This window comes from Amycolatopsis sp. NPDC039088, from assembly GCF_055598845.1.
Map to the genome: position 1 here is coordinate 47,175 of NZ_JBVKAE010000025.1, position 19,671 is coordinate 66,845.

The following is a 19,671-nucleotide window of genomic DNA, read 5'->3' on the forward strand; positions in this document are numbered from 1 at the left end:
TCATCCGGCCACCTGCACCGTCGTCGTCGCGCCCCAGATCGCGAGGCTGAGGAAGAAGTCCAGCACGCTGACCGCCACGATCGCGGTCCGCACCCCGCGTCCGACGGCGACCCCGACCCCCGCCGGGCCGCCGCTCGCGCGGAAGCCGTAATAGCAGTGGGCGAGCACGATCACGACACTGAACACCAGCACCTTGCCGAACGACCAGAGCACGTCACCCGGTGGCAGGAACAGCAGGAAATAGTGGTCGTAGGTGCCCGCGGACTGGCCGTAGAACCAGACGGTGATCTGGCGCGACGCGAGATACGAGGTCAGCAGGCCGATCGCGTACAACGGGATGACCGCGAGGAAGCCCGCGATGATCCGGGTGGTCACCAGGTACGGGACGCTCGGGATGCCCATCACTTCCAGCGCGTCGATCTCCTCGGAGATCCGCATCGCGCCCAGTTGCGCGGTGAACCCGCAGCCCACGGTGGCGGAAAGCGCGAGACCCGCGACCAGCGGGGCGATCTCGCGGGTGTTGAAGTACGCGGAGACGAACCCGGCGAACGCCGACGTGCCGACCTGGTTGAGCGCCGAGTACCCCTGGAGCCCGACGACCGTGCCGGTGAACACGGTCATCCCGATCATCACGCCGATCGTGCCGCCGATGACCGCGAGCGCTCCGCTGCCGAAGCTGACCTCGGCCAGCAGCCGGGTGATCTCGCGGAGGTAGCGGCGCACCGCGCGCGGCACCCAGGCGAGTGCCTTGAGGAAGAAGAGGATCTGGTCGCCGAGCGTGTCCAGGAAACCGAACCGGCGGTCCACGGCCTCGCGGACCCGTGCCGAACGCGTGGGTGAAGCAGTCGTGACCATCAGCTGCCCTTCGCCGGGACGAGCTGCAGGTAAAGCGTCGTCAGCACCAGGTTCAACAGGAACAGGAGCAGGAACGTGATCACCACGGATTGGTTCACCGCGTCACCGACGCCTTTCGGTCCGCCTTTCGGATTGAGCCCGCGATAAGAAGCGACGATCGCGGCGACGAAACCGAAGATGACCGCCTTGAGCTCGCTGATCCAGAGGTCCGGCAGTTGCGCGAGCGCGGAGAAACTGGCCAGATACGCACCCGGTGTACCGTTCTGCATGATGACGTTGAAAAAATAACCGCCGAGGACGCCGACCACGCTGACCATTCCATTGAGGAACGCGGCGACCCCCATCGCGGCGAGCACCCTCGGCACGATCAGGCGCTGGATCGGGGAGACCCCGAGCACCTCCATCGCGTCGATCTCCTCGCGGATCGTGCGGGAGCCGAGGTCCGCGCACATCGCCGACCCGCCGGCGCCCGCGATCAGCAACGCGGTCACGATCGGGCTCGCCTGCTGGATGATCGCGAGCACACTGGCCGCGCCGGTGAACGACTGCGCGCCGATCTGCGCGGTCAGCGACCCGATGTGCAGCGCGATCACCGCGCCGAACGGGATCGCGACCAGCGCCGTCGGCAGGATCGAAACACTCGCGATGAACCAGAACTGCTGGATCAGTTCGCGGGCCTGGAACGGCCGCCGGAAAGACAGGCGGACGACGTCGAGGCCGAGTGAGTAGAGCCTGCCGGTCTCCCGGAGCGCGCCCGCACCGGGAAATGAGGGTGCGTTAGTACGGACGCCCACGCCGACCCTCCAGTTTTCCGGGCACGGCGAATACACCCCAGGTTGCGCAATTCCTTTGCTCCGAATGGCGGAACGGAATCGTTGAATAGGGTCAACGGGGTGTTACCGTGCGGTTTCCTACTGGTCGGTACGCTAATCACGTGCCTGCTTGGTGACAAGAACTTCGGTGTGATCAAGACATCACGTCCTGGTAACCGGTGAATTCTTGTTCTTTTATGACAAAGGTGGGTCGGGAGGTTGTCGGTTCTTTCGTGCTCGGCGGCGCGATGGGCTGTTCGGGGTGCGGTGGGGGGGGGGGGGGGGGTGGGGGGGGGGGGGGGGGGGGGGGGGGGGGGGGGGGGAAAAACCCAACCCCCCCCCCACGACCAACCCGACCCACCCGGCACCGGCGCCCTGCTCGCGTGAAGTACGTGATGGTCCCCTTCCCTCGGCTGAGCCGCGTGAAGGGGGCCTTCACGCGCGGCCGTTGTGACTGGTGGGCTGCTGAGGCTTGTGATGGCGTTCCGGGTCCGTGAAGGACTCCTTGAGGGACCCAGAGTCCCTCAAGGAGTCCTTCACGGCGTGCCGCTGGCAGTGACGCAAGTAGTCCTCTGGACGCCATGAAAGGTCCTTTCCTCGCAAAATTTGCAAGGAAAGGACCTTTCATGGCGCGAGTCCGGCACTCCCCGCACCGGACGGCAACGCGTGAAGCCCCTCAGCGAGCCAGTTCGGCCACCAGTTCGTACGACCGCACCCGGTCCGCCTGGTCGTGCACCATGGTCGTGATCATCAGCTCGTTCGCGGCCGTGTCGGCCAGCAGCGTCTCGAGTCCCTTGTGGACCGTCTCGGGCGACCCGATGATGCTGCTCGAAGCCCGGTCCTCGATGAACACGCGCTCGATGTCGGTGTACGGGTACGCCGCGGCCTCCTCCGGCGTCGGCAGCGGGATGGGTCGGCCCTTGCGCAGGCTGAGGAACGTCAGACCGCTGGGGCCCGCCAGGTACTGGGCCCGCTCGTCGGTCTCGGCGGCCACCACGGACACGCCCAGCATCACGTACGGCTCGTCAAGGACGTCCGACGGTTTGAACGAGTCTCGGTAGAGCGCCACGGCGGGAAGCGTGTTCTCGGCGCTGAAGTGGTGCGCGAACGAGAACGGCAGGCCCAGCTCTCCCGCCATCCGCGCGCTGAAGCCGCTCGACCCGAGCAGCCACACCGGCGGCTTGTTGCCCTCGGCGGTCACGGCGTTGACCGCGCGCTGGTCGGAGTGCTCGAAGTAGGCGAGCAGTTCCGCGAACTGCTGTGGGAAGTTCTCCGCGGTGAGCCCGCCGGGGCCGCGCAGCGCCAGCGCGGTCCGCTGGTCGGTGCCGGGCGCGCGGCCGATGCCGAGGTCGATCCGGCCGGGGTGGAACGCCTCCAGGGTGCCGAACTGCTCGGCCACCACGAGCGGCGCGTGGTTCGGCAGCATGACCCCGCCGGAGCCGACGCGGATGCGTTCGGTGGCGGCCGCGACCTGGCCGATCATCACGGCGGTCGCGGAACTCGCGATACCGGGCATGTTGTGGTGCTCGGCGAGCCAGTAGCGATGGTAGCCGAGTGCCTCGGTCCGGCGGGCAAGGTCGAGGGTGTTGCGCAGCGATTCGCCAACGCCGCCCCCGGCCACGACGGGCGAGAGGTCGAGTACGGACAGCGGGATGTCAGGCAAGGAGGTCACGCACCGGTACAACGCGTCCGGCCCCCGATCCCTTCCCGTGACTCCGGACACCTATCAAGCGATCGAAATTAACCGACGCGAGGGAACCGGTACCCGGCGGACTTCCACCGTTTCCACGGTACGGTTGCCCCTTATACGGCTGTGGGAAAACCACTGAAAAGAAAGGATTAAGGGTGCCGCGTCCGGAGCGACCTTTGGACCCCGGGGACGATCCGTTGCTGGAGTTCGCCGCCGATCTCCGGCGGCTGCGGGAGAAAGCCGGAAACCCGACCTACCGTGAGCTGGGCAGGCGCGCCCACTACTCGGCGGGCACCCTGTCCGAAGCCGCCGGCGGGAAGAAGATGCCCAGCTTGGCGGTGACCTTGGCCTACGTCCGGGCCTGCGAGGGCTCCGAGGCGGAGTGGGAGGCTCGATGGCACGACGTGACCGAGCGGACGCGCCGTGGAGTCAGCGATTCACCGGTTGCCCCGGTCAATGGGGAATCGGCCCCTTATATCGGCTTGACCGCATTCGGGCCCGCCGACGCGAGCCGATTCTTCGGTCGCGAACGACTTGTCGAAAAACTCGTCACCCGGCTATCGAGGCAACGATTTCTCGCGGTTCTGGGAGCTTCCGGTTCCGGTAAGTCGTCTTTGCTCCGGGCGGGTCTGCTGCCCGCCGTCGCCGAGGAGTCGGTCACGCTGCTGATGACCCCCGGTTCGCGTCCGCTGCAGGAGTGCGCCGTCCAGTTCGGCGCCGCGCTCGGACTCGCGCCGGGCGGCCTGCTCGCCGAGTTCACCGAGCATCCGCGCAACCTCGGTCTCGCCGCCCGTCAGCTGGTCGCCGACCGCGATGGCGACGTCGTGCTGGTCGTCGACCAGTTCGAAGAGGTCTTCACGCTCTGCCAGGACGCCGACGAGCGGGCCGCCTTCCTGTCCGCGCTGGCCACGGCGACGACGGAGCCGGAGAGCCGGACCAGGGTCGTCCTCGGCATCCGCACCGACTTCTACACGCACTGCGCGCGGCATCCCGAGCTGGTCGAGGCCATGCAGGACGCGCAGATCCTCGTCGGCCCGATGAGCACCGAGGAACTGCGGCAGGCCATCTCGCGGCCGGCGATCGACGCGGGATACCGGGTCGAGAACGCGCTGGTCTCCCGCCTCGTCGCCGACGCGACCGGGCAACCCGGCGTGCTGCCGCTGCTCTCGCACGCCCTGCTGGAGACCTGGCGCCGCCGTCAGGGCAACACCCTCACCCTCGCCGGCTACGAATCCACCGGCGGCATCGAACGCTCGGTCGCGCAGACCTCCGAGCACACGTTCACCGCGCTGAGCGAACGTCAGCAGCGCCTGGCGAACCAGATCTTCCTGCGGATGACCGCGCTCGGCGAAGGCACCGAAGACACCAAGCGCCGCATCACCCGCGACGAGGTGGACGCCGACGATCCGGATGTCGCCGTCGTGCTGGACAGGCTGGCATCGTCGCGGCTGGTCACCCTCGACGACAACGGCATCGAGATCGCGCACGAGGCGCTGATCCGCGGCTGGCCGCGCCTGCGCGAGTGGCTCGCCGAGGATCGCGAGGGCCTGCGCGTGCACCGCCAGCTCACCGAGGCCACCGACGCCTGGGAATCGGTCGGCCGCGACGAGGGCTGGCTCTACCGCGGCGCGCGGCTGGCCATCGCCATGGAATGGGCAGGCGAGCACGAAAGCGCTCTCTCCCAGCGTGAACGCCGGTTCCTCGACGCGAGTGAGGCCATCGAGAACCACGAGCAGGCCATCGCGCGGCGCCGTACCCGGCGGCTGCGCCAGCTGGTCGCGCTCCTGGCTGTGCTCCTGGTGCTCGCCACGGCCGCGATGGTCTACGCCGTCCGTGCCGAGCAGACCGCGACCAGCCAGCGCAACAGCGCGCTCGCGCAGAAGGTCGCCGGACAGGCCCTCGCGATGCGCGCGACGAATCCGGCGCTGGCCGCCCAGCTCGCGCTGGCGGCGTACCGCGTCGATCCGAGCGTGGACACCCGCGGCAGCGTGCTCGGGATGCTCGAGTCGCCGTACTCGACCCGCGTCGCCGGGCATGGCAACCGGGTCAACTCCGCCGCCCTGCGCGGGGACGGTCAGGTGCTGGTGACCGGGAGCTGGGACCAGACGGCCAAGCTGTGGTCGGTCAAGGACCCCCACCGTCCGGTCGAACTGGCCACGCTGTCCGGGCACACCGCCAACGTCAACTCGGTGGCGTTCAGTGGTGACGGCGGTGCCGTCGCGACGGCGGGCTGGGACAAGACCGCGCGCCTGTGGAACGTCACCGATCCGGCGAAACCCGGACCGGGTGTGGTGCTCGGGCAACATCCGAGCCGGGTCAACGCGGTCGCGTTCAGCCCGGTGGCGGCGGTCCTCGCCACCGCGGACGGCGACGGTACGGTCCGCCTGTTCGACGTCCGGGACCTCGCGAAGCCGGTGCTCGTGGCCACCCTCCCCGGGCACGCCGGCAACGTCAACGGTCTCGCCTACGCGCCCGACGGCCGGACGCTCGCCTCGGCAGGCGCCGACAAGACCGTGCGGCTGTGGGACGTCGCCGACCCGCTCAAGGCCAGGCCGCTCGGGGTGGCGACCGGGCACACCGGCATCGTCCACGCCGCCGCGTTCAGCCCGGACGGCCGCACGCTCGCCACCGCGAGCGCGGACCAGACCTCGCGCCTGTGGAACATCGCCGATCCGATGGCGCCGCAGCCGCTGGGGACGATGGCCGCGCACAAGAGCATCGTGCGGTCCGTCGCGTTCAGTCCCGACGGGATGACGCTGGCCACGACCGGTTTCGACCGCAACGTGCGACTGTGGGACGTCGCCGAACCGCAGAAGCCCCGCGAGAAACTGCCGCTCGCCGGGCACACCGCCGCCGTGGTCTGGTCGCTCTTCTCCCGTGACGGCCGCACGCTGGTGACCGCGAGCGACGACCAGACGGCGCGGCTGTGGGATCTGCCCGGCCCCGCGATCAGCGGGCCGTCGAGATCGGCGTGCCGGGCGGTGTTCAGCGCCGACGGGAAACTGCTGGCCACCGGCAGCCAGGACGGCGCGGTGCGCCTGGTCGACGTCTCCGACAAGCGGAACCCGCGCGAACTGAGCAAGGTCACCGGCTTCGGCCAAGGCGTCTGCGGGCTCGCGCTCAGTCCCGACGGCCGGGCGCTCGCCGCCGGCTCTTGGGACCACACGATGCGACTGATCGACGTCACCGATCCGCGCAAGCCGGTCGACGCGGGCGTCTTCTACCGCCCGGAGGACGAAATCGACCCGGTCGCGTTCAGCCCGGACGGCCGGACGCTCGCGACCGCGGGCACCGGGCACACGGTGAAACTGTGGGACGTGGCCGACATCCGGCGACCCGTCGAACTCGCGACCCTCACCGGACACGAGGACGACGTCCACTCCATCGCGTTCGGCCCGGACGGGCGCACCCTGCTGAGCGGCGGCTGGGATCACACCGCGAGGCTGTGGGACATCTCCGTCGCGAAGGCGCCGAAGCAGCTTTCGGTGCTGAAGGGACACTCCGACACGGTGTTCTCGGTGGCCTACAGCCCCGACGGCAAACGCGTCGCCACCGGCAGTGCCGACCGCACCGCGCGGATCTGGGACGTGACGGACCCGGCGGCTCCCCGCGAGGCCGCGTTGCTGGCCGGACACACCGACAACGTCATCTCGGTGTCGTTCAGCGGGGACCAGAAAACCTTCGCAACCGGCAGCTACGACCGGTCCGTGCGACTATGGGATGTCTCCGACCCGGGGGTCGTCCGCGAGTCGGCGATCCTGACCGACGATGTCGACCGGGTCAACGCGGTGACGTTCGCACCGGACGGGCACACCCTCGCGGGCTCCGTCGCCGATGGGAGCGTGCGGTTATGGGAAACCAGCCCGGACCAGGCTGCCGAACGCATCTGCGCGACCGTCCACCCGCGGATCACGCCCGCGGAGTGGGAGCAGCACCTGCCGGGGCTCGATTACCGGCCACCGTGCCCGTGACCACCGCCAATTCGTTGTTCGGCGTTGTTGTTCGGTGGCGACGCCGTGACACCGAACAACGAATTGGCGCTAGAAATACCCCTGGACGTGCGATGCGTCCCCACATCGTTCACTCACCGGGGGTCTGAAGGGCTCCTTCAGGACATTCACCAGTGCCCTGAAGGAGCCCTTCAGCTTTTTCACGCCCGCACCCGCATGCGTTCAGTCCTCTGAATGCGGTAGTTGCGCGTGCAAGTACCGCATCCAGAGGACTAAACGCGAAGGTGGGTCAGGCCGCCGGGATCCAGTCGGGGTTCGAGGCGAGCACCGTCAGCTGCTGGGTGGCGCGGGTCAGCGCCACGTACAGCACGCGACGGCCGGTCGTCGACTCCGTGATGAGGTCGTTCGGCTCCACCAGGACGACGGCGTCGTACTCGAGACCCTTGGAGTCGAGGCTGCCGACGACCTTGAGCCGCTCGTCCGACAGCTCGGCGAGCCAGCCCTCGACCTCGGGCACCCGGTCCATGGCGGTGATCACGCCGACGGTGCCTTCGACGGCACCCAGGAGCTCCTTCACCGCGGCCTGCGTCGCCGCCTCCAGCCCGGCGGCCTCGACCGGACGGACCTCCGGCGTGATGCCGGTCTGCCGCACCGCGCGCGGAAGCTCGTCGGCCTCCGCGTGCCCGGCGACGACCTTCGCGGCCAGGTCGAAGATCTCCGCAGAGTTCCGGTAGTTGGTACGCAGGGTGAACCGGCGCCGCGTCGTCTTGAGCCCGAAAGCCTGGTCGCGCGCCATCGCCGCCTCGGCCGGATCCGGCCACGAGCTCTGCACCGGATCGCCGACCACGGTCCAGCTCGCGTACTTCCCGCGCCGTCCGACCATCCGCCACTGCATCGGCGAAAGGTCCTGGGACTCGTCGACGACCACGTGTGAGTACTCGTCGTAGTGCTGGGGCCGGGTCGGGGCGCCGCCGCGTTCCGGGTTGACCTCGATGCTCTGCCTGCCCTTGCGCCGCTTCGGTGGCTCGCCGAGCAGGACGCGCAGTTCGTCGAGGAGCGCGACGTCCGCGATGGTCCACCCGCGCGAGCGGTCCGCGAAGTCGGCCGCGAGCATGCTGATCTCGGTGCGGTTGAGCAGGCCCTTCGCCGCGGCTGCGAGCCGCTTCTCCGCGCCGAGCCAGCGAAGGATCTGCGCCGGGTACAGGGTCGGCCACCAGACCACCAGGAACCGGTGGAACTCGATGCGTTCACCGAGTTCGGTGATCAGCTCGGCCTTGTCGATCTGACGGCCGTCGTCCTTCGCGTGCTGGTCGGCCTTCGCGGCGAGCGCGTCGAGCAGCAGCTCGGCGGCCCGGATCCGCGACCGGTTCGGGGGCCCGCCCGCGGTGTGCACCTTGCGGCGCACCTTGTCGAGTTCGCGCGCGTTCAACCGCAGCACTTCACCGCGATAGACGATCTTCATGTCCTCGGGCGCGTCTTCCGGCGTGTCCCGCAGCGCGCGCAGCACGATCTTGCGCATCCGCAGCGATCCCTTGATCGCCGCCAGCGGCGCCGGGTCCTGACGGGTCGCTTCGAGGCCGTCGAGGACCTCGCCGAGCGCGCGCAGTTCGACGTTCGTCTCACCCATCGACGGCAGCACCCGCGAGATGTAGCTGGTGAACACCCCGGACGGGCCGATCACCAGCACACCGGCGCCGCCGAGCTGGCGACGGTGGCGGTAGAGCAGGTACGCCGCGCGGTGCAGCGCGACCGCGGTCTTGCCGGTGCCGGGGCCGCCGGTGATCTCGGTGACCCCGCGCCACGGCGCCCGGATGACCTCGTCCTGCTCCTTCTGGATGGTCGCGACGATGTCGCGCATCTTCTCGCCACGCGAACGTCCGAGCGCGGCCATCAGCGCGCCTTCGCCGACGATCTGCATGTCCTCGGGGACCGCGTCGGCGATCAGGACGTCGTCGTCGACGTCGAGCACGTTCTGTCCCGAGCACCGGATCACCCGGCGCCGGACGACGTCCATCGGCTCCTCGGCGGTCGCCTGGTAGAACGCCGCCGCCGCGGGCGCGCGCCAGTCGGTGACGAGGTTGTCGAACTCGGCGTCGCGGATGCCGAGACGGCCGACGTAGATGTGGTCGTTGTCGAGGTGGTCGAGCCTGCCGAACACCAGGCCCTCGTACTCCGCGTCGAGGGTCTGGAGGGTCTGGTTGGCGTGATAGACCATCATGTCGCGCTCGAACAGCATCGACGCCTGTTCGAAGATGGCTTCACGACCCGCGCCATGGCCGATCTCATAGCCCTTGGTACGCATGGCCTCAGCCTGGGCACGCAATTCGGCGAGCCGGGTGTAGACCTTGTCCACATGGGCTTGCTCGATGGCGATCTCGGCCCGTCTGACCCGAGGTTCGGACACGCAACGCTCCTAAACGCTTCTATCGCCTCCGAGGGCGAAGGACGACTCTACGCGAGGTGAGCGGCGGGTTCACCAAGTCCCGTCCAACGTCCACGGCGGATGCCGTTGAGGCACGATGCTCCAATGACCAGGATCGTGGCGGGGACCGCGGGCGGCAGGCGGTTGAAGGTCCCTCCGAAGGGCACGAGGCCCACGTCGGAACGCGTACGCGAAGCGCTGTTCAACGCGTTGGAGGTCGCCGGCGAACTGCAAGGGACCCAGGTCCTCGACCTTTACGCCGGTTCGGGCGCGCTCGGGCTGGAGGCGTTGTCGCGCGGCGCGGCGGGCGCGCTGTTCGTCGAGTCCGACCGCCGCGCGGTCGAAGTGCTCAAGGGGAACGTCGCCGCGCTGGGGCTCGGCGGCACGGTCCGCGCCGGGGCAGTCGAGTCCGTCGTCGCCGCCCCGGCGCCGGAAACCTTCGACGTCGTCCTCGCGGATCCGCCGTACGCCGTGGATTCCACCCGCCTGGGGGAGGTCATGGCCGCGCTCGCGGCAGGCCGGTGGGTCGCGGACGGTGCGCTGGTGGTGATCGAACGGGCCGCGCGGGACGGCGAACCGGACTGGCCGCCGGGGTTCGAGCCGATGCGGACGAAGCGCTACGGCGACACCGCCCTCTACTGGGCGGAATATCAGGTGTGAGACGGCGCACGGATGAACGCGCAGGGGGCCCCGCTCCTTGGTAGCGTCCGCGCATGCGGCGTGCGGTCTGTTCCGGGTCCTACGACCCGGCCACCAATGGACATCTCGACATCATCGAACGGGCGGCCAAGCTCTTCGACGAAGTCGTCGTCGCGGTGGGGGTGAACAAGAGCAAGAAAGGCCTGTTCACCGTCGAGGAACGGATGGACATGCTGCGCGAGATCACCGCGAAGCTGCCGAACGTGCGCGTCGACTCCTGGCAAGGCCTCCTGGTCGACTACTGCCGCGAGAACGACATCGTCGCCGTCGCGAAGGGGCTGCGCTCGGTCAGCGACTTCGACTACGAACTCCAGATGGCGCAGATGAACCGCGAGCTGACCGGGCTCGAAACGCTGCTGATGGCGAACAACCCGGCGTACGGCTTCGTGTCCAGCTCGCTGGTCAAGGAGGTCGCCGCGCTCGGCGGCGACATCGAGCACCTGGTTCCGCCGATAGTGTTCAAACGGCTCATGGAGAAGTACGCCGAACGAGATTGACCCGAACGGCCGAAGCCGTTGGTCGGTCAGCGGTGAGCGGCGGTGAAGAGTTCATCTCGGCGCCTTCTGGTGAATACGCGATCGGGTTACGGTCCGAAAATGACCAACAAACGATCGCGGATCTCCGCCGCGCTGCTCGTTCTGGTAGTCACCTTCTTCGGGGGGATCGGTGCCGCGCAGGCCACGGCCGCGGACACGCCCGTCTCCCTCCAACAGAACCCCTGTGGGGATCTCACCGGATTCAAGCATTCGGCGCTCTCGTCGCTGCCCGCCGAGGCCACGACGACGTACAACCTCATCAAGAAGGGTGGCCCGTTCCCGTACCCGGACAAGGACGGAACGGTCTTCTCGAACCGGGAGAACATCCTCCCGAAGTGCGCTTCGAGCTACTACCACGAGTACACCGTGCCGACCCCGGGCTCGCCCGACCGCGGCGCGCGCCGCATCGTCACCGGGTCCGGCGGCGAGTTCTTCTACACGGGCGACCACTACGCGACCTTTTCCGTGATCGACGTCGACGGCACGCCCGCGCCGACGCCGACCTGCGGTGACACCTCGAAGCTCGCCAAGGTCGGCTACTCCACGCTGTCCGCCGCGGCGAAGTCCGTCGTGAACAAGGCCCGCAACGGCGCCACCGGCACGGTCTACGAGAACCGCGAAGGTGTGCTGCCGTCGTGCGCCGCCGGGTACTACCAGCTGTTCCCGGTGGGCACGAACGACCGCGTGATCTCCGGCAAGGGCGGCGAGATCATCTACACGCCGGACCGCTACGCGACCTTCAAGCTGGTGAATCTCGTCGGCTGACCCTCCCATGCAACATTTCGTGCCTCCCCGTCCGTGAGTTACACCGGAACACTGACGAGGAGGCACGATGCGGTCTGGGGACGATGCGAGCTTCAGGGAGTTCGCCAGGGAAAAGGCGCTGCCGCTGAGGCGGACGGCGTACTTGCTCTGCGGCGACTGGCATCTCGCGGAGGACCTGGTCCAAACCGCGCTCATCAAGCTCTACCGGGTCTGGCCGAAGGTCCGCCGGAAAGGGCCCGTCGACAATTACACGAGGCAGATCCTGATGCGCTGCTGGCTCGACGAGCGGCGACGACCATGGCGGAGCAGAGAGAACCGCGACGGCGTCGTCCCCGAAGAGTCAGTGGCCCCGGCCGATGCCGGGATCTCGGATTCGCTGCTTCGCGCCCTCGCCGAGGTTCCACCGAAACAGCGTGCCGCCGTCGTGCTGCGCTACTGCGCCGATCTCCCGGTCGCGGAGGTCGCCGTCGCGCTGCGTTGTTCGGAAGGGACGGTCAGGAGCCAGGCCGCGCGGGGACTCGACGTCCTGCGCGCGGCCCTGCAGAGACAGCACGACGAGGCTGTCTCCGGGAGGAGCGCGTGATGGACGAACTCGAAAACAGGCTGCGGGGGATCAAACTGGCCGAGCCCCCGCTCGGCTTCGACCCGGACGAGGTCGCCGGGACGGCGGCGAAGAAGGTGCGAAACCGGCGGGCGGTGGCGGCGACGGGGGCCGCGACGCTGGCGGTGATCGCGGCGGCGGTGGTGTTCGTGGCGCCGGGCGAGGGTCCGGCACGGATCTCGCCAGCCGCTTCCTCGGCGCAGCCCGCGCCGAAGGACGACCTCCAGCACCTGAAGGAGGTGCTGCCGAAGGTGATCACCGGCGCGAAGAACATCGAAGTGGGGAACTTCGCGGCGGCGCAGGGGGACCTGAAGACCTCGCAAATCAGGTACACCGACGCCGACGGGAGGCAGCGGGGCGTCAACCTCACGATCAGCGGTCCGGAGAGCACGAAGGGGGGCTATCCGCGTGAAGACCGGTGCAACCCGGAGAAAATGGCCGACGGGATCGGGCCGGACAGGAAGCCGATGCGGTGCGTGGAGCTTCCCCAGCCGGACGGAAGCTTCGTGGTGATCTCCGAAACCACTCCGAAGTCGTCCGGAGCCGAGGAGGGCGACATCATCGTCGGCCAGGGTGTCTCCACCGGGAAGGTCATCAGCCGCAACGCGATCGCCTTCCGGCTTGGCGGGGGCGCGGTCAACGTCTTCGATCTCGGCACGCTGGACGACGACACCCGTGGTGGCCCGTCCCTGACCGACCAGCAGCTGCTGGCGCTGATCCTGGATCCGGCGTTCGACCCGAGGTGATCATGGCGCGCGGTACCGGGCGGGACACGCCCGGTACCGCGCGCTTTCACCCCTTACGGCGGTGATGAGGGCAAACTGAGCGCAGGGAATGTGGGGATCGCTGTTAGGTAGGGAGTGGGCCGTGTACCGGGTTTTCGAGGCGCTCGACGAGCTCGTCACCATCGTGGAGGAAGCCCGCGGCGTGCCGATGACCTCCAGTTGCGTCGTACCGCGGGGGGACACCCTCGAACTGCTCGACGACATCCGCGACGCCCTGCCGGGTGAAGTGGACGACGCGCAGGACGTCCTCGACAAGCGCGACCAGCTGATCCAGACCGCCCGCACCGAGGCTGCGGAGACGATCTCCACGGCGAACACCGAGGCGGACCGCACGGTCGCCGAGGCGCAGGCCGAAGCCGAGCGGATCCTCGCCGACGCCCGCGCCCGCGCCGAGCAGATGATGAGCGACGCGCACGGCGAGGCCGAGCGCATGGTCGCCGCCGGACAGGCGGAGTTCCAGAACCTCACCGACCGCTCGCGGGCCGAGTCGGAGCGGATGATCCAGGCGGGCCGCGACGCCTACGAGCGCGCCATCGAGGACGGCCGCGCCGAGCAGGCCCGGCTCGTCTCGCAGACCGAGGTCGTCCAGGCCGCGCACGGCGAGGCGGCGCGCATCGTCGACGAGGCGCACGTCGAGGCCGACAAGCAGCGCAGTGACTGCGACGCCTACGTCGACGGCAAGCTGGCCGAGTTCTCCGAACTGCTGGCGACCACGCTGCGGACGGTCGACTCCGGGCGCAACCACCTGCGGTCCCCGGTCAACCTGCCGGGCAACAGCCGGACCTCGCTGTACGACTACCAGTCCTAGCCGCGGTCGCCACACGCGCCAACCTGACCAGAAAAGTCCGTGAAGGCCTCCTTCCCTACGATCAAGGCAGGGTCTCGGCAAAGTCGCGATCTTGCAGGTCAGGCGACTATTCCTGCACTGTCACGGGCCGCGCACCAGGGGCGGAGCTTGATCAACGGAAGATCGGGGACATTGAGTGTCCCCGATCTTCCGTTGATCAAGGTCGGGCCGGGGTAGAGCAGGCCTGATTCTGGACACCAGTCGGGCTTCAGTGCCCACAAGGGACACCGCCACCCGATCGACTGTCCGATTGATGCCGCTAAATACGTTTCCGTGCGGGGTCGTGAGTGTTAATGAGGGTTATTGAGGGGTAAGTCAAACGTGTCGTGTCGCGGGCTGTGGTCGCTGCTGCCTACGCGTTTCCCCGGTGGTGAAGGCTTCCTTGCCTACGCTGACGGTAGTGAAGGAGCCCTTCACTACCGTCAGGCGTGATCCCTGGTGACAGTGGGACGGCTGTGACATCAACGTCCCGTCTTGAAGTCCGTGAAGGCCTCCTTGAGGGACCCAGAGTCCCTCAAGGAGGCCTTCACGGACTTACCACCCACCACGCCACCTTTGCCTTACCCCTCAATAGAACGACCCACATCACTCACGACCCCCTCGCCACACCCCACAACTCGCCCAAATCGGGCACATTTGCCCCGAAAAGTGTCCCTTATGGACAGTCAGGAGCCAGGTGAGGCCCCTTTTACGTGAACCCGCTCCCGCCGGGTACGCCACGACACGTTCGCCTTGACCCGCTCTAGTAATGGAGCTGACCTGCAAGATCGCGACTTTGCCGGGACCCTGACTTTCAAGGTAGGGAAGGAGGCCTTCACGGACCGTGCCCGTAAACCGGTGGCGGCACCTGCGTACCCTGGTATCCGATGTCTGAGAACAAGTCGCCGCAGGCCAGGCCTGCGCAGCTGGACGGCCGGAACCCTTGGGTGCTCGACACCCGTGAACTCGGCCGTCACGCCGGCCTGAGCAAGGCCGTCCACCGCGCCATCCCCGTCGAGACCGCACTCGGGGTGCCCGACGTCATCACCATCGACGCCGGCTCCAGCCTGGAGCTCGACCTGATTCTCGAGTCCGTCGTCGAGGGCGTGCTCGTCAGCGGCACGGCGTCCGCCGTCGCGACGGGTCACTGCTCGCGGTGCCTCGACCCGATCACCGAGGACGTCGAGGTCGACCTGACCGAGCTCTTCGCCTACCCCGGCTCCGCGACCGAGGAGACCACCGACGAGGACGAGATCCCTCGCCTGGTGGACGACCGGATCGACCTCGAGCCGACGGTGCGCGACGCGGTGGTGCTCGCGCTCCCGCTGGCCCCGCTGTGCACCGAGGACTGCCAGGGTCTGTGCATCGAATGCGGCGTCAAGTGGGCCGATCTCGAGCCCGGGCACGGGCATGAGAAGATAGACCCTCGGTGGGCCACGCTGGTGAGGCGTTTCGGCGACGAAACGGGCGATGACCAGGCTGATGGCCCCGGAAAGCAAGCCTGACGAGCACCAGCTCGTTCCGGAGAAGCAAGTTCGCTCGCGACCGCGGGCAGACCGTCTGAAGGAGATCTACTCGTGGCCGTCCCGAAGCGGAAGATGTCGCGATCCAACACCCGCGCGCGCCGCAGCCAGTGGAAGGCGGCTCCGGTGCAGCTGGTGCCCTGCTCCAACCGCGCCTGCAAGCAGCCGAAGCTCCAGCACATCGCGTGCCCGGCCTGCGGCCAGCACAACGGTCGCCAGGTCGTCGAGCCCGCCTGATCGGCGGCTGACGACATGGGGGGTAAGTCGGCCGGTGGACCGCCCGCCGACCCCGCACCGTTGCTCGAAGCGCTCGGGATCACCATCGAACCCGAGCTGCTGACGCTGTCGCTGACCCACCGTTCTTATGCCTATGAGAACGGTGGGTTGCCACCGAACGAGCGCTTGGAGTTCCTCGGGGACGCCGTGCTGGGTCTGGTCGTCACCGACCACCTCTACAACACGCATCCCGACCTGGCCGAAGGTCAGCTCGCGAAGCTCCGTGCCAGCGTGGTCAACATGCACGCGCTGGCCCGGGTCGCGCGCGGCCTCGGCGAAGGTGGGCTGGGCAAGCACCTGTTGTTGGGCAAGGGCGAAGAGCTCACCGGCGGCAGGGACAAGCCGAGCATCCTCGCCGACGGGCTGGAAGCCGTCATCGGTGCCGCGTATCAGCAGCACGGCATCGACACCGCGCGTCAGCTCGTGCACCACCTGTTCGATGGCCTGCTCGCCGAAGCACCGCTGCGTGGTGCCGGACTGGACTGGAAGACCAGCCTCCAGGAGCTGACGGCGTCGGCAGGGCTCGGTGTTCCCGAGTACAAGGTCGAGGACACCGGTCCCGATCACCGCAAGGAGTTCAGCGCCACCGTGCTCGTCGGCGGGCGTGAACTCGGCTACGGCTCGGGGACGACGAAGAAGGAAGCCGAGCAGAAGGCCGCCGAGACGGCCTGGCGTCAGCTTTCGGCCGAACTCGACATCGAGCAGCCGCCGAAAACGACCTGAATCCGCCCTCCCTCGTGAGTGGTAATGACGGTTCCGACCACCATTACCACTCACGAGGGCCGGTGGGAGAATCGACGTCATGCCCGAACTCCCCGAGGTCGAGGTGGTCCGCGCCGGACTGGAGGCGCATGTCTCCGGTCGGACGATCACCGAGGTCGAAGTCCTGCACGCTCGCGCGATCCGCCGCCACGAACTCGGCGCCGAGGACTTCACCGGACGGCTTTCCGGTACCAAGATCGTCGCCGCGCGCCGTCGCGGCAAATACCTTTGGCTCGATCTTTCGGACGGCCAGGCCATGCTCGCCCACCTCGGGATGAGCGGCCAGATGCTCGTCCAACCCGATGACGCGCCCGACGAGAAGCACCTTCGCGTGCGTTTTCGCTTCGCCGACAACGGTCCGGAGCTGCGCTTCGTCGACCAGCGGACCTTCGGCGGTCTCGCCCTCGCGGAACTCACCGAGGTCGACGGGACGGCGCTGCCCAGCACCATCGCGCATATCGCCCGCGATCCGATGGACCCGCGGTTCGACCTCGACCAGGCCGTCCGCGCGCTGCGGTCACGGCGGACCGAGATCAAACGCGCCCTGCTCGACCAGACCCTCGTCTCCGGTATCGGCAACATCTACGCGGACGAAGCCCTCTGGCGGTCGAAGCTTCACTGGGCCCGCCCGACCGACAGGCTCACCGCGGCACAGGGCCGGACGGTCCTCACCGCCGCCAGTGAGGTGATGGCCGCCGCACTCGTCGCGGGCGGGACGTCCTTTGACGCGCTGTACGTCAACATCAACGGCGAGTCCGGGTATTTCGACCGTTCTCTCGACGCCTACGGCCAGGAAGGCCTGCCCTGCGGCCGATGCGGGACACCGATCCGGCGCGATCCCTTCATGAACCGTTCGTCCTTTTCGTGCCCGCGATGCCAGCCGCGTCCGCGCTTGAGGTGAAAACTGTCGTGTACGGCGCGGGCGTCGCGTCAACTAGCATGAACGGGCACGACATGTAGGGAGTGGATGGTGGCCGCGACCGAGCCCGGCAAGACGACGCTCGCCGAAAAGATCGACAAGCTGTTCCAGATCGTGCTGAGACCCGATCGCGAGCCGTACAGTCACGAAGAAGTCGCCAAGGCCTGCCGAGAGGCCACCGGCGAGAGCTTCTCGACGACCTACCTGTGGCAGTTGCGCACCGGTCGCCGCGACAACCCCACGAAACGCCATCTCGAGGCGCTGGCCCAGTTCTTCGGCGTCTCGCCGGCGTACTTCTTCGACGACGAGCAGAGCGCCAAGATCGCCGAGGAACTCGCGCTGCTCGGCGCACTCCGTGACGCCGGCGTCCGCGATGTCGCGCTGCGCGCCGTAACACTTTCCCCCGATGGACTCGACACCATCAGCGACATGATCGACGCGATCGCCCGCAGGGAATCCGGACGGGGCGGCACGAAGAGGGAGGCGTGAAGTGGACCGCCGCCATAAAGAGTTGTGGCGCCGCTGCCGGAGTCTCGCCGACGGCGTCTCCCTTCCCGAACCCTTCGACGCCGAGGCCTTCATCGCCGAACTCGCCGCCGAACGCGGACGGCCGATCGAGTTGATGCAGGTCAACGTCCCCTCCAGTGGCCCGTGCGGGCTCTTGATGAGCACCGAGCGCGCGGACTACATCCTCTACCCGACCAACACCACCGCCCTGCACCGGCGGCATATCCTGCTGCACGAGGTCGGCCATCTGCTGTGCGGCCACGTCGGCTCCGACTCCGGCACCGACGGCATCGCGCTCGACGCCGCCGCCAGCAAGGCCCTCATGCCGAACCTGTCGCCCGAACTCGTCCGCCGCGTCCTCGGCCGCACGAGCTACAGCGCCGTCGAGGAACAAGAGGCCGAACTGCTCGCCAGCCTGCTGGCACAACGTGTCGCCAGGACGGCGGTGCGTGGTACGGCGCATACCGACGAGAGCGGAAGCGACCTCGCAGGCGGGATGGCCAGGGTCGACAATCTCTTCGGCAGCCGGAAGCGACGCCTGCCATGACCGAGACCATCGCGTACTTCTGTTGCGTGGTGGCCTTCGCGGGCTTCGGTTACAAGCTGATCCAGGCTCGCCATACCCAGCCGTTGCGGCGGATGTGGTTCCTCAGCGGCTTCGGGATGTGCATCGCGGGCGGGATCATGCTGCTCACCCCCGCCATGGAGAACGCCGTCGGCATCGAGGAACCCATCGGCAGCCTCCTCAACCTCGCGGCCGACCTGCTCAAGATCGGCGCTATGGGCTTCGCGGTCGCGTTCGCGCATTCGCTGAAACTGGGGGAGGGCAAGCGGATCGGCTGGCACGCCGTGCTTTCCTGGCTCGTGGTCGTCGCCGAGACCGCGCTCTTCTTCTTGTCCGACAGCTATCGCGTCGGCGAGCACACCGCCGCCGGGCCGGGCAGGCTCGGCTGGTTCGTCGCGTACAACGTGCTCTTCCTCCTTTACGGGCTGATCAGCCTGCTGACCTTCTCGATCGTCTTCGCCCGTTTCGCCCGCCACGCCGAGCCCGGACCGCTTCGCATCGGGCTGTGGCTGCTCGTCGGCGGCGGGGTCGCCGCGCTGGGCTGGACCTTCTGGGACGTTGACGACATCTACATCCTCGCCACCACCGGCGAGGTGAACGCCGGTGAGGAAACGGTTTCGTCGATCCTGGCGGCGCTGAGCGTCGGGCTCGCCGGGGCGGGCGCGACGCTCAGCGTGTGGGGGCCGGCGCTGGCGACGCCGTTCCGCCTGCTCGGCACGTACCGGACCTACCGCCGGATCGAGCCACTGTGGACGGCGATGCGCGAAGCCGTCCCGGGAATCGCGCTGGACCCTGGCCCCGGTATGCCGGGCGGCGTCGAATTCGCCCTGTACCGCAGGGTCATCGAGATCCGTGACGGCCACCTCGCGTTGCGCCCGTACTTCGATCCGGACGTGCCACCGGTCGCTGAAGCCGAGGCCCGCAAGGCGAAGATCCCCGAAGCCCGTGTCCCCGCGACGATCGAGGCCGCGGCCTTGGCCGCCGCGCTCGTCGCCGCCGAGACGGGCCGCCGGTACGCCCCCGACGACGTTCCGGCGACCTACCTCGACGAGCCCGACATCGCCACCGAAGCGGCTTGGCTGGTCGAGGTCACGCACGCCTGGCGACGGTCCACTGTGGTCGGACGTATTCGCGAACGGGCGCGCGAGACCGCGGCGTAGGCGGGCGGCCAGCACAGC

At 68.4% G+C, this 19,671-nt stretch carries 18 protein-coding genes; 14 read left to right on the top strand and 4 right to left on the bottom strand.

The features are described from left to right. From ACZ7KI_RS28610 to ACZ7KI_RS28620, 3 genes are all read right to left on the bottom strand, one after another. Window positions 1-855, bottom strand: a complete 855-nt coding sequence (locus tag ACZ7KI_RS28610) for an MlaE family ABC transporter permease (protein ID WP_470276159.1) — start codon at window positions 853-855, stop codon at window positions 1-3. After that, window positions 855-1,649 (bottom strand): MlaE family ABC transporter permease, encoded by a 795-nt coding sequence (locus tag ACZ7KI_RS28615; protein WP_470276160.1) that lies wholly within the window; start codon window positions 1,647-1,649, stop codon window positions 855-857. Before ACZ7KI_RS28615 ends, ACZ7KI_RS28610 begins: the two co-directional genes overlap by 1 nt. 694 nt (window positions 1,650-2,343) lie before the next feature. Then, complete coding sequence (locus tag ACZ7KI_RS28620; protein ID WP_470276161.1) at window positions 2,344-3,339, bottom strand: LLM class flavin-dependent oxidoreductase; 996 nt, start codon at window positions 3,337-3,339, stop codon at window positions 2,344-2,346. A gap of 173 nt (window positions 3,340-3,512) precedes the next feature. Here ACZ7KI_RS28620 and ACZ7KI_RS28625 point away from each other — a divergent pair, with 173 nt between their 5' ends. Continuing rightward, window positions 3,513-7,328 (top strand): nSTAND1 domain-containing NTPase, encoded by a 3,816-nt coding sequence (locus ACZ7KI_RS28625; protein ID WP_470276162.1) that lies wholly within the window; start codon window positions 3,513-3,515, stop codon window positions 7,326-7,328. Between the two features lie 268 nt (window positions 7,329-7,596). On the opposite strand, the gene ACZ7KI_RS28630 is transcribed toward ACZ7KI_RS28625, so the two are convergent. Beyond that, a complete protein-coding gene (locus ACZ7KI_RS28630) occupies window positions 7,597-9,711 on the bottom strand; it encodes a HelD family protein (protein WP_470276163.1) in 2,115 nt (704 codons plus the stop codon). Window positions 9,712-9,834: 123 nt separating this feature from the next. Here ACZ7KI_RS28630 and rsmD point away from each other — a divergent pair, with 123 nt between their 5' ends. The 13 genes from rsmD to ACZ7KI_RS28695 all read left to right on the top strand — a co-directional run bounded on the left by rsmD (window position 9,835) and on the right by ACZ7KI_RS28695 (window position 19,653). Next, window positions 9,835-10,389: a 16S rRNA (guanine(966)-N(2))-methyltransferase RsmD gene (gene rsmD, locus ACZ7KI_RS28635; protein WP_470276164.1), complete on the top strand. Its 555-nt coding sequence runs from the start codon at window positions 9,835-9,837 to the stop codon at window positions 10,387-10,389. 53 nt (window positions 10,390-10,442) lie between these two features. Next, window positions 10,443-10,925: a pantetheine-phosphate adenylyltransferase gene (gene coaD, locus ACZ7KI_RS28640; protein WP_470276165.1), complete on the top strand. Its 483-nt coding sequence runs from the start codon at window positions 10,443-10,445 to the stop codon at window positions 10,923-10,925. Between the two features lie 99 nt (window positions 10,926-11,024). Beyond that, window positions 11,025-11,729: a ribonuclease domain-containing protein gene (locus ACZ7KI_RS28645; RefSeq protein WP_470276166.1), complete on the top strand. Its 705-nt coding sequence runs from the start codon at window positions 11,025-11,027 to the stop codon at window positions 11,727-11,729. 67 nt (window positions 11,730-11,796) lie between these two features. Then, window positions 11,797-12,312, top strand: coding sequence for an RNA polymerase sigma factor (locus tag ACZ7KI_RS28650; protein ID WP_470276167.1), 516 nt, complete (start codon window positions 11,797-11,799; stop codon window positions 12,310-12,312). Then, window positions 12,312-13,076, top strand: coding sequence for a hypothetical protein (locus ACZ7KI_RS28655; RefSeq protein WP_470276168.1), 765 nt, complete (start codon window positions 12,312-12,314; stop codon window positions 13,074-13,076). The genes ACZ7KI_RS28650 and ACZ7KI_RS28655 overlap by 1 nt, the downstream gene beginning before the upstream one ends. Window positions 13,077-13,197: 121 nt before the next feature. Further along, window positions 13,198-13,923, top strand: coding sequence for a DivIVA domain-containing protein (locus tag ACZ7KI_RS28660; protein ID WP_465501541.1), 726 nt, complete (start codon window positions 13,198-13,200; stop codon window positions 13,921-13,923). A 905-nt stretch (window positions 13,924-14,828) separates the two neighbouring features. Then, window positions 14,829-15,446 carry a YceD family protein gene (locus ACZ7KI_RS28665; RefSeq protein ID WP_470276169.1) on the top strand — a complete coding sequence of 206 codons (618 nt, stop codon included), beginning with the start codon at window positions 14,829-14,831 and terminating at the stop codon, window positions 15,444-15,446. A 72-nt stretch (window positions 15,447-15,518) separates the two neighbouring features. Then, a complete protein-coding gene (rpmF, locus tag ACZ7KI_RS28670; RefSeq protein ID WP_005160412.1) occupies window positions 15,519-15,701 on the top strand; it encodes a 50S ribosomal protein L32 in 183 nt (60 codons plus the stop codon). Window positions 15,702-15,716: 15 nt separating this feature from the next. Further along, a complete protein-coding gene (rnc, locus tag ACZ7KI_RS28675) occupies window positions 15,717-16,463 on the top strand; it encodes a ribonuclease III (RefSeq protein WP_470276170.1) in 747 nt (248 codons plus the stop codon). A gap of 79 nt (window positions 16,464-16,542) precedes the next feature. Continuing rightward, a complete protein-coding gene (gene mutM, locus ACZ7KI_RS28680; protein ID WP_470276171.1) occupies window positions 16,543-17,403 on the top strand; it encodes a bifunctional DNA-formamidopyrimidine glycosylase/DNA-(apurinic or apyrimidinic site) lyase in 861 nt (286 codons plus the stop codon). Between the two features lie 66 nt (window positions 17,404-17,469). Beyond that, window positions 17,470-17,910, top strand: coding sequence for a helix-turn-helix domain-containing protein (locus ACZ7KI_RS28685; protein WP_037311474.1), 441 nt, complete (start codon window positions 17,470-17,472; stop codon window positions 17,908-17,910). 1 nt (window position 17,911) lies between these two features. Continuing rightward, window positions 17,912-18,475, top strand: coding sequence for a hypothetical protein (locus ACZ7KI_RS28690; RefSeq protein WP_470276172.1), 564 nt, complete (start codon window positions 17,912-17,914; stop codon window positions 18,473-18,475). Continuing rightward, on the top strand, window positions 18,472-19,653 hold the full coding sequence (locus tag ACZ7KI_RS28695) for an MAB_1171c family putative transporter (RefSeq protein ID WP_470276173.1): 1,182 nt from the start codon (window positions 18,472-18,474) through the stop codon (window positions 19,651-19,653). The genes ACZ7KI_RS28690 and ACZ7KI_RS28695 overlap by 4 nt, the downstream gene beginning before the upstream one ends. The last annotated feature ends 18 nt before the right edge of the window (window positions 19,654-19,671 follow it).